A 12,764-nucleotide genomic window follows, 5' to 3' on the forward strand; every position below is an offset into this window, starting at 1 on the left:
GGCATGTCATCGGGTGCCGGGCGGCTGGACGTCGCCCGCGTCCGGGGCCTGTTCCCGGGCCTGTCCGACGGCTTCGTGCACGCCGACGGCCCGGGCGGCACGCTGGTGCCGGAGAGCGTGGTCCGCGCGGTCTCCCAGGCGATGCGGGTGCCGATCGCCGACCGGGGCGGGGTGTTCCCCTCCTCGGCGCGGGCCGAGCAGCTGGTCTCCGGCGCGCGCTCGGCCGTCGCCGACCTGGTGGGCGGCGTCGCGGGCGGGGTGGTGCTGGGCCCGAACGCCACCTCGCTGACCTACGCGGTCGCCCGGGCGCTGGCCAAGCACTGGCGCGCCGGGGACGAGATCGTGGTGAGCCGGCTGGACCACGACGCCAACGTCCGGCCGTGGCTCCAGGTGGCCGACCGGCTCGGGCTGGTGGTGCGCTGGGCCGAGGTCGACATCGAGACCGGGGAGCTGCCGGACTGGCAGTACGACGAGCTGCTGACCAACCGCACCCGGCTGGTGGCGGTCACCGCGGCCAGCAACGCCATCGGCACCTGCCCGGACGTCGCCGCGATCGCCCGCCGCGCGCACCAGGTGGGCGCGCTGGTGTACGTCGACGCGGCGCACGCGGCTCCGCACCTGCCGCTGGACGTCGAGCAGCTCGGCGCGGACTTCCTCGCCCTGTCGGCCTACAAGTGGTGCGGCCCGCACGTGGGCGCCGTCGTGGCCCACCCCGGGTTGTGGGAGGAGCTGTGGCCGGACAAGCTGCTGCCGGCGTCGGACCGGGTGCCGGAGCGGTTCGAGCCGGGTACCCCGCCGTTCGAGCTGTACGCCGGCGTCGCGGCCGCCGTCGACCACTTCGCCGCGCTCTGCCCGGAGGCGACCGGGACGCGCCGCCAGCGGCTGGCCACCGCGATGGCCGCCGTCGGCCGCTACGAGGGTGAGCTGTTCGACCGGCTGGACACCGCGCTGCGGCGGATGGCGCACGTCTACGTGCTCGGGGAGCCGTGGCCGCGCACCCCGACGCTGTCGTTCACCGTCTCCGGCATGCGCCCGCGGCAGGTCGCCGGTGAGCTGGCCCGCCGCGGCATCTGCGCCTGGGACGGCGACTTCTTCGCCCGCGAGCTGTTCGACGCGATCGGGGTCAACGAGGCCGGGGGCGCCGTCCGCCTGGGGTTGATGCACTACAACACGGCCGAGGAGGTCGAGCGGCTGGTCGAGTGCATCGACGAGCTGGGCTGAGGGGTCCGTCGGACCTCCCGGCAGGGGCTCCTGTGCCGATCGGGTGACCAGGGCGGCAGTGCCTATGCTCTAGCTCATGACAGCGGCCCCGGTGAGCATCGCCGAGGCCATCGCCCGGGCCACCGAGGTGGCCGGGACCGTCGCCGGCCCGCTGGTCGAGCGGACCGACTCCGGGGTGTGGCCCGCCGAGGCGCTGCGGGCCCTGCAGGCCGCCGGTCTCGGGGGTCTCGCGGCCGCACGGCCGATGGGTGGGTCCGGGCTCGGCCTGCGCGGGGTCGTCGCGGTCTGCGAGGCGGTCGGCCGGGTCTGCGCCTCGACGGCCCTGTGCTTCGGGATGCACTGCGTGGGGACTGCGGTGATCGCGGCGAAGCCGTCGCCGCGGCAGCGCGAGGGATTCCTCGACGCCATCGTCGCCGGGGAGCACCTCACGACGCTGGCGCTGTCGGAGCCCGGCACCGGTGCGCACTTCTGGCTGCCGCAGACCCGCATGACGCGGAGCGGGGCGGAGCTGCAGCTCGACGGCGAGAAGTCGTTCGTGACCAACGGCGGGCAGGCCGATTCCTACGTGGTCAGCACGGTCGCCGCCGACCCGGAGGCGCCGGTGGGGCAGTTCTCCTGCGTCCTCGTGCCCGGGGACACCGCCGGCCTGACCTGGACCGACCGGTGGGACGGCATCGGCATGCGGGGCAACTCCTCCCGGCGGGCTCGCCTGGCGGGGGTCCGCCTCGGCGTCGACCACCTCCTCGGCGCCGAGGGCGACCAGCTCTGGTACGTCTTCGAGGTCGTCGCCCCCTACTTCCTGATGGCGATGGCGGGCTCCTACCTGGGGGTCGCCCAGGCCTCGCTCGACGAGGCGGTGGCACACCTGGGCCGACGGGCGCACGCGCACACCGGCCGCCGGCTCGCTGCGGAGCCGCTCCTGCAGCACCGGCTGGGGGTCCTGTGGGCCCAGGTCGAGCGCACCCGCCGGCTGGTGCACTGGGCCGCCGAGGAGGCCGACGCCGGGGGCGCGGCCGCCCTGCCCGGCCTCGCCGCGGCCAAGGCCGAGGTCGCCCAGTGCGCGGTGCAGGTGACCAACGAGGCGATGACGCTGGTCGGTGGGATCGGCTACCGGGACCGCTCTCCGCTGGAGCGGCACCTGCGGGACGCCCGGGCGGCGGACGTGATGAGCCCGACGACGGACATCCTGCGCACCTGGACCGGCCGGGCGGTGCTCGGCCTGCCGCTCCTGGGCGAGTGAGCGCCGCTCCTGGGCGGGTGAGCGCGCCCCCCGGCCCGGGTCGTTGCGTCCTCGTCGACGGCACGCCGCAGGACCTGGCGCGGCTCGGGGGCGTTCCGGGCCTGGAGCAGGTGTCCGCCGTCGACCTGCCGGACGCCCTCGGCCCCGCCGAGGCCCCGGTCGACCTCGTGGTGCTGGGTACGCGGGCCACGGCGGCGGTGCTCCTGGCCCAGCGCGCGCACCGCCTGGCGCCGGGTGCCGGGATCGCCGTCCTGGCGGTGGACCCGGTGGCGGTGCGCCGCCAGGCCGCCTTCACCCCCGAGGTGCCCCTGGACCTGCTCGTCGCCGGCGTGGACGACCCGGACCTGCCCGCACGGGTGCACGAACTGCGCACGGCCCGCCGGGAGGGGCGCCGGCACGCCGGGGTGCTCGCGGCGATCACGCGGCAGCCCGGGCCGCCCGACCGGGCGGGGACGCCGGGGGTGACCGCGGTCGGGGCCCTGCTGGAGCACGTCCCGATCCCGGTCCTGGTGGCCGAGCCGACGGGTGAGCTGCTGGGCTGGAACCGTCAGGCCGAGGACCTCCTCGGCCTCGGGCCGGCGGTGCTGGGGCGCCCCATCGACGAGGTGGCCCCGGGCACCCAGGCGGCCTTCTCCGCGGTCGGCGGGCAGCAGGGGCCGGCGCACATCGGCATCGCCGGCCGGGTGCTCGAGCTGAGCTCGGCGACCACCCAGACCGACACCGGCCGGCCGGTGGTGCTGGTGTTCGCCACCGATGTGACGGCGCAGCGGACGGCGGAGCGCGACCGCGACCGGCTCGCCGGGCACGTGCAGCTGCTGGCTCGCGTCTCCGAGTCGCTGATGGGCCCGCTGGACGTCACCGAGCCGCTGACCCGGCTGGCGCAGGCCCTCGTCCCCGGGCTCGCCGACTGGATCAGCATCCAGGTCCTCGACGGGCACGGCCAGCTGCACAACGTCGCCATGCGGCACCGCGACCCCGCGCTCGCGCCGGTGGCCCGGGCGGCGGAGGAGCTGAAGGAAGCGCGCCACTGCTTCACCGAGCCCAGCCGGCGGGCCGCGGCGGGGGAGCGGGTCCTGCTGCCCCGCATCACCCCCGAGGAGCTGGCCGGCCAGGTGGCCGACCCCGAACTGCGCGCCCTGGTGACCCAGCTGGGCATGGGGAGTGCGGTGGCCGTCCCGATCACCGGCCGGGAGCGGCCCCTCGGCTCCATCCTGCTGGTCGACGCCCCGGGCGGGGACCAGCTGGGAGCGCCCGAGCTGGAGCTCGCGGAGGAGATCGGCCGTCGGGCCGGGGTGGCGCTGGACAACGCCCTGCTCTACGCCGGCCAGCGGCACGTCGCCACCGAGCTGCAGCGGAGCCTGCTCACCGCACCGCCGGAGACGTCCTTCGCCGACATCGCCGTCCGCTACCTGGCGGCCGCCCAGCAGGCCCAGGTGGGTGGTGACTGGTACGACGCGTTCCGCCGCCGCAACGGTGACCTGCTGGTGGTCATCGGTGACGTGGCGGGGCACGACACGCGGGCCGCGGCGGCCATGGGGCAGCTGCGCGGGCTCGTGCGGGGCATCGGCCACGGTGGCGCCGACTCACCCGGCTCGGTGCTCACCGCCGTCGACCAGGCGATCGAGGGCCTGGAGCTCGAGACGATCGCCACCGCCGTCGTCGCCCAGCTGGGCACCCCCGAACGGGACGACGCCGCGGGGCTGCAGGTGCAGTGGTCCAACGCCGGGCACCCCCCACCGGTGCTGCTGGAGCCCTCGGGGCGAGCCCGGCTGCTCACCCCCGGAAGCGGCCGGGCCGACCTGCTGCTGGGCGTGGACGCCGGGGCGCCACGGTCGTCGGAGCGGACCACGCTGCCGGCCGGCGCCACGCTGCTGCTCTACACCGACGGGCTGGTCGAGCGGCGGGGGGAGTCGCTGGACGAGGGGACCGATCGGCTGCTGGCCACCGTCGAGGAGTGCGCGGAGGCCGACCTGGACCGGTTCTGCGACCGGCTGCTGACCAGGATGGTCCCGCAGCCGGGAGCGGACGACGTCGCGCTCGTCGCCGTCCGGCCCACGGTGGGTGGCCGCTCCCCGGAGGCGTGACCGCGCTCAGGCGTCCGGGAGCAGCAGCACCTTGCCGATGTGCGAGCTCTCCTCCAGCAGGGCGTGCGCCTCCGCGGCGCGGGACATCGGCAGCCGGCGGTCGATGACCGGGCGGACCACGCCGCGTTCGACGTCGGGCCACACGTCGTGCCGCACGGCCGCGACGATCTCCGCCTTGCCGCCACGGCCGGTGGACGGCCGGGAGCGCAGCGCGGTGGCGTGCACGCTGCCCCGCTTGGCGAGCAGCCGGCTCAGGTCCAGCTCGGCCTTCCGGCCGCCCTGCATCCCGATCACCACCAGCCGGCCGCCGTCGGCGAGGACGTCGACGTTGCGGGCCAGGTAGGCGGCGCCCATGTTGTCCAGCACGACGTCGGCGCCGTGCCCCCCGGTGGCTGCCCGCACCCGCTCGACGAAGTCCTCGTTCCGGTAGTCGATCGCGATCTCGGCGCCGAGCTCCCGGCAGACGGCGAGCTTCTGCTCGCTGCCGGCGGTGGTGGCCACCCTGGCACCGGCGCGCACCGCCAGCTGGATCGCCATGGTGCCGATGCCGCTGGAGCCGCCGTGCACCAGGAAGACGTCGCCGGCGCGCAGCCCGGCGAGCAGGAAGACGTTCGACCAGACCGTGCAGGTGACCTCCGGCAGCGCCGCCGCACTGGCCAGCTCCACACCCGCGGGCCGGGGCAGCAGTTGCCCGGCCGGGACGGCCACCCGCTCGGCGTAGCCGCCGCCGGCCAGCAGCGCGCACACCTCGTCGCCGACCGACCAGCCCTCGACGCCGTCCCCGACCTCGCTGATGACGCCGCTGCACTCCAGGCCGAGCACCTCGCTGGCGCCCGGCGGGGGCGGGTAGAAGCCCTGCCGCTGCATCAGGTCGGCCCGGTTGACCGCGGTCGCGACGACGTCGACGACCACCTCACCCGGCCCGCACACCGGGTCGGGCACCTCGCCCCAGCCGAGCACGTCGGGGCCGCCGGGCTGGCTGATCGTCACCGCGCGCATGCCCCCGACCCTAGGCGCGCGGCAGGCCCGGGACCACGCGCGGCGTCAGGCGGCCGGGGTCTGCACCCCCGAGTCGGTGACCTTGCCGCGGGCGATCCGCAGCCGCCGTTGCGCGCGGCGCGCGACCCACGAGTCGTGGGTGACCATGATGAGCGTGAGCCCCTGGTCGCGCCACATCTGCTCCAGCAGCGCCACGATCTCGTCACGGGTGGCTTCGTCCAGGTTGCCGGTGGGCTCGTCGGCCAGCAGCACCTTCGGCTGGCGGACCAGTGCCCGGGCGATCGCCACGCGCTGCTGCTGACCACCGGAGAGCTCCGCAGGCAGGTGGCCACTGCGCTCGGCCAGACCCACGGAATCCAGCGCCGCGGCCGCCCGCTCGGCCCGCTCCCGCCCCTTCACGCCGAGCGGGACGAGCGCGGTCTCCACGTTCTGCTGAGCGGTGAGCGTCGGGATGAGGTTGAACGACTGGAACACGATGCCGATCTCCCGGGCCCGGAGCTGGGTCAGCCGCTGGTTGGAAACCGCTGCCAGGTCATCGGTGCCGAGCAGTACCGAGCCCGAGGTGGGCCGGTCGAGCGCCCCCAGCATCTGCAGCAGCGTCGACTTGCCGCCGCCGGTGGGGCCCTGGATGGCGACCATCTGCCCGTCGGGGATGGTCAGCGAGACGTGTGAGAGCGCCTCGACCTCCTTCTTGCCGTTCCGGTAGGTCTTGCTGACGTCGGTGAGCGTGTACACGGCGGTGTCTTCCTGTCTGTCGGGGGTGGTCAGTCGAGGCTGCGCAGGGCCGCGGCGGGGCGCAGGCGGGCAGCGCGCCAGCCACCGATCACCCCGGCGAGCAGGCCGCCGATCAGGGCGATCCCGACCCCGGTGGCGATGAAGGCCACGTTGATAGGCGCGTGCAGGACCGTCTCGACGGTGCTGCTCGCCGCCTGGCCGAGCCCGCCGGGGATGTTGCCGCCGAACGCGCCGGCTCCGGGCCCCCCGGTCCCGGCTACGGGGCCCCCGGCCCCTGCTCCGGGCGCTGCCGTCGCCGTGCCGCCACCGGTCGTGCCGGACAGGCTGATCCCGGCCGCGTTGAGGGCGAGGATCCCGCCGACGCCGATGATCAGGCCGGCGACGCCGCCGATGAGGCCCTGCAGGAGGGACTCGGTGCCCACCTGCCGGACGATCCGGCCGTTGCTCCAGCCCAGCGCCTTCAGGGTGCCGAAGTCACGGGTGCGGCGCGTGACGCCGGAGATGGTGAACAGCACCGCGAGGCCGAAGGCGGCGGCCAGCACCGCGATCGACAGCCACTTGCCCAGGTTCTGCACCAGCGACGACGCAGAGGACAGCGAACCGGTGACGCCGGAGGCCAGGTCGGACTGGGTGGTGACGGTGGCGTCGGGCAGCGCGGCGGTGATCGCGGCGGCGGCGGTGTCGACGGTGTCGGCGCTGGTGGCCTGCACGTACACGGTGGTGATCTGGTCGGTCAGCCCGGACAGCTCCTGTGCCACGTCGATCGGCAGGTACACGTCGGACAGCGTGGTGGCCGAGTCGTCGCTGGCCAGGATGCCCACCACGGTGACGGCGGTCCCGGTCAGGGTGATCGTGCTGCCGACGGACAGCCCCGCGCTGTCGGCGTGGCTCTGCGAGATGAGCGCCACATCCGCACCCACGTCGGCGGTGGTGAAGCCGCGACCGTCGGCGACGGCGGCGCCCGCCAGCGGGCCGAGCGCGGTGGCGCCGGGGGTGATGCCCTCGACGCCGAAGCTGCTGACGTTGAAGTTGCCGCCGCGGAAGCCGTCGCCGCCCTCGCCACCGCCGGTCGGCGGGCCCGCCGGAGCGGAGCCCGCGTCGGGGAGCTCGCCGCTGAAGGTCTGGTCGGTCAGCATGAGAGTGGCGGTCACGTCGGAGACGCCGTCCGCGGCCGAGATGGTGCTCACGACGTCGCTGCTCATGGCCGTGGTGCCCCGGGCGATGTTCAGCTGATCGGTGGCGACGGTGGTCGACCCGTCGTCGCTGGTGGTGCCGTCGTCGGCACCGAAGGAGAACTGCCCGCGGCCGCCGCCGGCTCCCGGCTCGGCGGCCTGGGTGACCTTGATGTCGGTGCCGACGCCGTAGACGGACTCCAGGACGGTGTCCTGGGCGTTCCGGACGCCCGCGGAGGCGGCGTTCACGACGAGGACGAGGGCGATGGCCAGGGCGAGGCCCACGGCCACGATGACGGTCTGCCGCAACCGCCCTCTCAGTTCGCGGCGCACGTAGGTCAGGAGCATGCTCGTCCTCCAGCTCCCGCCGGCTCGTGGGAGCTGGGGCGGGCAGGGTGATGCCCGCCGACCGGTCCGGTCGACGGGTGCGGGATGTGTTCCGCACGTCATCGTCCGGCCGGGCCTGAGGAGGACCTGTGAACGCGCTGCGGGCTGGGCTGTGAGGGGCGGGAGCATGGGTGGGCTGTGTCACCTCTGCTCCCGCCCCGGGCTGCCCGCCGGGGTGGGGAGCCGCGTCAGCGCGCCTTGAGGTCCTTGCGCAGGATCTTGCCGGCCATCGACTTGGGCACCTGCTCGATGAACTCGACCATCCGGACCTTCTTGTGGGGCGCCACCCGCTCGGCGACGAACGCGACGACGTCGTCCTCGGTCAGCGCCGAGCCGGGTGCCCGGACGACGAACGCCTTGGGCAGCTCGTCGCCGCTTTCCCGCTCCAGCACCCCGATGACCGCGGCGTCGGTGACCTCCGGGTGGCCCAGCAGCACGGCCTCCAGCTCGGCGGGCGCCACCTGGTAGCCCTTGTACTTGATCAGCTCCTTGACCCGGTCGACGACGGTGTACCGGCCCTCGTCGTCGACGATCGCCACGTCGCCGGTGTGCAGCCAGCCCTCGGCGTCCAAGGTGTCCGCGGTGGCCTGCGGGTTGTTCAGGTAACCGGCCATCACCTGCGGGCCGCGCACCCACAGCTCGCCGCGTTCCCCGGGGGCGCAGTCCTCGCCGGTGGCCGGGTCGACCAGCCGGCACTCGGTGTTGGGCAGCGCGTACCCCACGGTGCCCTTCGGGGTGGGCCCGGCGCCCGCGGGCTCCAGCCCGGGCTCGGGGGTGGTGTGCGAGACCGGGGACAGCTCGGTCATCCCGTAGCCCTGCCCGACGCTGACGCCGTCCGGGGCACCCTTGCGCAGCCGGTCCTGGGCCGCCTGGGCGAGGGCCTCGTCCAGCGGGGCCGCGCCGGAGGTGATGCTGCGCAGCGAGGAGAGGTCGAAGGAGTCGACCAGCGGGTGCTTGGCCAGCGCCAGCACGATCGGCGGGGCGACGAAGGCGCGGGTGATCCGCTGGTCCTGGATGGTCCGCAGGAACTGCTCCAGGTCGAACCGGGGGAGGGTGACCACGGTGCCGCCCCACTGCAGGCCCTGGTTCATCAGCACGGTCAGGCCGTAGATGTGGAAGAACGGCAGGACGGCGATGATCCGCTCGTTGCCCTCGTCGACCCCGGCCAGCGGGCGCGACTGGGTCACGTTGGCCACCAGGTTGCGGTGGGTGAGCATGACGCCCTTGGGCAGCCCGGTGGTGCCGCTGGAGTAGGGCAGCGTGACCAGGTCGGTGGCCGGGTCGATCTGCACCTCGGTGGCGGGCGCGTCGGTGGTGAGCAGGTCGCGCAGCGACGCGTGCCCCTCGGCGCCGTCCATCACCACCACCTCGTCGACCGGCGCCTGCGCCACCGCGGCCTGCGCCCGGTCGAGGAACGCGGAGATGGTGATCAGCACCTTCGCGCCGGAGTCCTTCAGCTGGAAGGCGATCTCGTCGGGGGTGTACAGGGCGTTGACCGGGGAGACCACGCAGCCGGCCGCGGCGATGCCGTGGAAGACCACCGGGTACCAGATGGTGTTCGGGCTGAACACGGCGACGACGTCGCCCTTGCGCAGCCCGCGGGCGGCGAGCGCGGCGGCCATACGCTGGACGTAGAAGGTCAGCTCGCCGTGGGTGATCGTCTCGCCGGAGAGGCCGTCGACCAGGGCCGGGGACTCCCGGCGCTCGGCGGTGCCGGCCAGCACGAACTCCGGCACGGACAGCTCGGGGATCTCGACGTCCGGGTAACGACTGCTCAGCGCCACGGGGTCCTCCTCGACTCGGGGTGTGGCGTCAGTCTCACATCCGGCGTGTCCCGAGTCACATACCGGGTTACCCGCGGGTAGCGCTCAGCCTCGCGGCCACAGCACCGACTGGGTGCACCGGAACAGCGCGATCGTCCTCCCGGTGGCCGGCGCGGTCACCACGGCGTCCCACACCTGCGTCGTCCGCCCGGCGTGCGCGTTGGTGGCGACCACCTCGATCCGCCCCTCGCGCGCGGTGCCCAGGTGGTTGCTCTTCAGCTCGATCGTGGTGAACCCGCTCGCGCCCTCGGGCAGCAGCGCCCGGGTGGCCAGCCCGCAGGCGGTGTCGGCCAGCGCCACCACGCTCGCCGCGTGCAGGAAGCCGTTGGGCGCGAGCAGGTCGGGCCGGACGGCGAGGTGCGCGGCGAGCCGGCCGGGCTCGTGGTCGTCGATGACGATGCCGAGCAGCCCGGGCAGCGTGCCCGGCAGCAGGTCGTTGAGCTCGGCGGCGGTGTGGAACCCGGTGGCGGCCATGCCGGCGAACCTATCCACCCGGCGGGGTCGGCCCGGGATCAGGTGACCTGATCATGCGTGCTCCTGGCTCACGGCAGGAGGTGAGCCAGGAGCACGCGGGGTGAGCCAGGACGACGCCGCCCGGGCTCACACCAGGCCGCGGATGCTGTGCGCCGGCGGCCGGTCGCCCTTGATCGAGGCCACCATGTCCAGCGTCTGCCGGGTCGCGGCGACGTCGTGCGCGCGGAAGACCCGGGCGCCCAGCCAGGCGCTCACCGCCGTCGCCGCGAGCGTGCCGGTCAGCCGCTGCTCGACCGGCACGTCGAGGGTCTCCCCGACGAAGTCCTTGTTCGACAGCGCCACCAGCACCGGCCAGCCGGTCGCGACCAGCTCGTCGAGCCGCCGGGTCGCCGCGAGCGAGTGCCGGGTGTTCTTGCCGAAGTCGTGCCCCGGGTCGACCAGCACCCGCTCGCGGTCCACCCCCGCCGCCACCGCCGCCTCGGCCAGCGCCGTCGTCCGGGCGACGACGTCGGCCATCACGTCGTCGTAGACGACCCGGTGCGGGCGGGTGCGCGGCGGCAGCCCGCCGGCGTGCGTGCAGACGATCCCGGCGCCGGCCTCGGCTGCGACCACGGCCAGCTCCGGGTCGACCCCGCCCCAGGCGTCGTTGACGACGTCGGCGCCGGCCGCGAGCGCCTCGCGGGCCACCTCGGCGCGGTAGGTGTCGATCGAGATCGGCAGCCGCGGGTGGGCGGCCCGGATCGCGGCGACCAGGTCGACCGTGCGCCGGACCTCCTCCTCGGGCGGGACCTCCGCGCCCGGGGCGGCCTTCACCCCGCCGACGTCGACCATGTCCGCACCCTCGGCCACCACCCGCTCGACCCGGGCCAGCGCGGCGTCCAGCTCGTAGGTGGAGCCGCGGTCGTAGAAGGAGTCGGGGGTGCGGTTGACGATCGCCATCACGACGAGCCCGCCGTCCGGCACGTCGAGGCCACCGATGCGCAGCATGGACCCACTCAACCAGCCCGCTCGGGCGGGCCGTGGCAACGTGCAGGGGTGTCCAGCACCCCCACCGACGTGCCCGACGACCTCACCGACGCCCTGGACCAGGTGGCTGCCGAGGCCCGCCCGCTCGCCGAGGACGACGAGGTCGCCCAGCCCGGGGCCGGACCCGACCGGTTCGCCCTGGCGCTGTGCGAGCTCGACGGCACCGAGCACGTCGCCGGTGAGGCCGACGTCGATTTCCCGGTGCAGAGCGTGGTCAAGGTGTTCACGCTGACCGCGGCGCTCCGCCTGGTCGGCGAGGACGTGTTCCGGCGGATCGGCCGGGAGCCGTCGGGGGATCCCTACGACTCGCTCGTCCAGCTCGAACGCGAGCACGGCGTGCCCCGAAACCCCTTCATCAACGCCGGGGCCCTCGTCGTCTGCGACGTGCTGGTGGACGCCACCGGTTCGCCCGAGGCGGCGGTGGCCGAGGTCACCGACCTGCTGGCCGACCTCGTCGGTGAACGGATCGAGCCCGATCCCGAGGTGCTGGCCGAGGAGCGCGCCGGCGCGCAGATGAACGCGGCCATGGGCCACCTGATGAGCTCGTTCGACAACTTCACCCACCCGGTGGCCGAGGTGGTGGACGCCTACGCCCAGCTGTGCGCGCTGACCGTGACCACCCGGCAGCTCGCCCGCGCCGCGCGGTTCCTGGCCCACGACGGGGTCGACCCGCGGACCGGCGACCGGGTTCTCACCGATCCGCTCTCCCGGCGGGTCAACGCGGTGATGCTGACGTGCGGCACCTACGACGCGGCCGGTCAGTTCGCCTACGACGTGGGCTTCCCGTGCAAGAGCGGGGTGGCCGGCGCGGTGATGGGGGTGGTGCCGGACCGGTTCGGGGTCTGCGCCTGGTCCCCGCCGCTGGACGCCGCGGGCAACTCCCGGGCCGGCCGGGCGGCGCTGCACCTGCTCAGCGAGCGGCTGGGGCTGTCCCTGCTGTAGCGCCGGGCAGACTGGCACGGTGAACGAGTTCCCCGCCGCGCCCGACCGCATCGACCCGCCCTACACCGACGGCGAGCGCGCCGCCCTGGACGCCTGGCTGGAGTTCCACCGGGCCACGCTGCTGCACAAGTGCGCGGGCCTCACCCCCGAGCAGCTCGGCGAGCGGTCGGTGCCGCCGTCGAGCATGAGCCTGCGCGGCCTCCTGCGGCACATGACCGAGGTCGAGCGCGCGTGGTTCCGGCGGGTCATCGACGGCGAGGACGCCGGGGACGTGTACTGCGCCCCGGGCGACGAGGACGGCGACTTCGACGGGGTCGGCCGCGACGGCGACGACCCGGTGGCCGCCGTCCCCGCGGAGCTGGCCGCGTTCACCGCCGAGGTGGAGGTGAGCCGGGCGGTGGCTGCCGCGTGGCGTTCGCTGGACGCGCTCAGCCGTGGGCGCACCCGGCGGACCCGCGAGCAGGTGTCGCTGCGCTGGGTGTACCTGCACATGATCGAGGAGTACGCCCGGCACAACGGCCACGCCGACCTCCTCCGTGAGCGCATCGACGGCGCCACCGGCGACTAGCCGCCCGGGCGTCCTGGCTCACTGTGCGTGCTCCTGGCTCACCTCCGGACGTCAGCCAGGAGCACGCACGATCAGGTCACCTGATCCCGAGGT

11 protein-coding genes are annotated in these 12,764 nt (G+C 74.8%); 5 read left to right on the plus strand and 6 right to left on the minus strand.

Features of this window, described 5'->3' with window-relative positions:
* Window positions 1-3 precede the first annotated feature (3 nt).
* From ACI79A_RS01930 to ACI79A_RS01940, 3 genes are all read left to right on the plus strand, one after another.
* Window positions 4-1,221, plus strand: coding sequence for a cysteine desulfurase-like protein (locus ACI79A_RS01930; protein WP_457079354.1), 1,218 nt, complete (start codon window positions 4-6; stop codon window positions 1,219-1,221).
* A 76-nt stretch (window positions 1,222-1,297) separates the two neighbouring features.
* Entirely contained in the window at window positions 1,298-2,461 is a 1,164-nt protein-coding gene (locus ACI79A_RS01935; RefSeq protein WP_457079356.1) for an acyl-CoA dehydrogenase family protein, read from the plus strand.
* A 17-nt stretch (window positions 2,462-2,478) separates the two neighbouring features.
* On the plus strand, window positions 2,479-4,545 hold the full coding sequence (locus ACI79A_RS01940) for a SpoIIE family protein phosphatase (protein WP_457079358.1): 2,067 nt from the start codon (window positions 2,479-2,481) through the stop codon (window positions 4,543-4,545).
* Window positions 4,546-4,551: 6 nt separating this feature from the next.
* On the opposite strand, the gene ACI79A_RS01945 is transcribed toward ACI79A_RS01940, so the two are convergent.
* The 6 genes from ACI79A_RS01945 to folP all read right to left on the minus strand — a co-directional run bounded on the left by ACI79A_RS01945 (window position 4,552) and on the right by folP (window position 11,122).
* The gene (locus ACI79A_RS01945; RefSeq protein WP_457079360.1) at window positions 4,552-5,544 is read right to left on the minus strand and encodes an NAD(P)H-quinone oxidoreductase; all 993 of its coding nucleotides are present in this window, start codon (window positions 5,542-5,544) and stop codon (window positions 4,552-4,554) included.
* Window positions 5,545-5,589: 45 nt separating this feature from the next.
* On the minus strand, window positions 5,590-6,279 hold the full coding sequence (locus ACI79A_RS01950) for an ABC transporter ATP-binding protein (RefSeq protein ID WP_457079363.1): 690 nt from the start codon (window positions 6,277-6,279) through the stop codon (window positions 5,590-5,592).
* Between the two features lie 29 nt (window positions 6,280-6,308).
* Complete coding sequence (locus ACI79A_RS01955) at window positions 6,309-7,799, minus strand: ABC transporter permease (protein WP_457079365.1); 1,491 nt, start codon at window positions 7,797-7,799, stop codon at window positions 6,309-6,311.
* A 227-nt stretch (window positions 7,800-8,026) separates the two neighbouring features.
* The gene (locus ACI79A_RS01960) at window positions 8,027-9,622 is read right to left on the minus strand and encodes a 4-coumarate--CoA ligase family protein (RefSeq protein WP_457079367.1); all 1,596 of its coding nucleotides are present in this window, start codon (window positions 9,620-9,622) and stop codon (window positions 8,027-8,029) included.
* Window positions 9,623-9,706: 84 nt separating this feature from the next.
* Complete coding sequence (locus tag ACI79A_RS01965) at window positions 9,707-10,135, minus strand: PaaI family thioesterase (protein WP_457079369.1); 429 nt, start codon at window positions 10,133-10,135, stop codon at window positions 9,707-9,709.
* Between the two features lie 126 nt (window positions 10,136-10,261).
* Window positions 10,262-11,122, minus strand: coding sequence for a dihydropteroate synthase (folP, locus tag ACI79A_RS01970; RefSeq protein WP_457079371.1), 861 nt, complete (start codon window positions 11,120-11,122; stop codon window positions 10,262-10,264).
* A gap of 48 nt (window positions 11,123-11,170) precedes the next feature.
* Between folP and glsA the strand changes: the two genes are divergently transcribed.
* Both glsA and ACI79A_RS01980 read left to right on the plus strand, forming a co-directional pair.
* Window positions 11,171-12,103, plus strand: coding sequence for a glutaminase A (glsA, locus tag ACI79A_RS01975; protein WP_457079374.1), 933 nt, complete (start codon window positions 11,171-11,173; stop codon window positions 12,101-12,103).
* A gap of 19 nt (window positions 12,104-12,122) precedes the next feature.
* A complete protein-coding gene (locus ACI79A_RS01980) occupies window positions 12,123-12,671 on the plus strand; it encodes a DinB family protein (RefSeq protein WP_457079376.1) in 549 nt (182 codons plus the stop codon).
* The last annotated feature ends 93 nt before the right edge of the window (window positions 12,672-12,764 follow it).

This window comes from Modestobacter sp. SYSU DS0657, from assembly GCF_054050925.1.

Excerpts from the sequence above, each read along its gene's own strand:
- ACI79A_RS01945 (WP_457079360.1), bottom strand. The coding sequence starts at position 5,544 with ATGCGCGCGGTGACGATCAGCCAGCCCGGCGGCCCCGACGTGCTCGGC.
- ACI79A_RS01955 (WP_457079365.1), bottom strand. The coding sequence starts at position 7,799 with ATGCTCCTGACCTACGTGCGCCGCGAACTGAGAGGGCGGTTGCGGCAG.
- ACI79A_RS01965 (WP_457079369.1), bottom strand. The coding sequence starts at position 10,135 with ATGGCCGCCACCGGGTTCCACACCGCCGCCGAGCTCAACGACCTGCTG.
- ACI79A_RS01935 (WP_457079356.1), top strand. The coding sequence starts at position 1,298 with ATGACAGCGGCCCCGGTGAGCATCGCCGAGGCCATCGCCCGGGCCACC.
- ACI79A_RS01930 (WP_457079354.1), top strand. The coding sequence starts at position 4 with ATGTCATCGGGTGCCGGGCGGCTGGACGTCGCCCGCGTCCGGGGCCTG.
- folP (WP_457079371.1), bottom strand. The coding sequence starts at position 11,122 with ATGCTGCGCATCGGTGGCCTCGACGTGCCGGACGGCGGGCTCGTCGTG.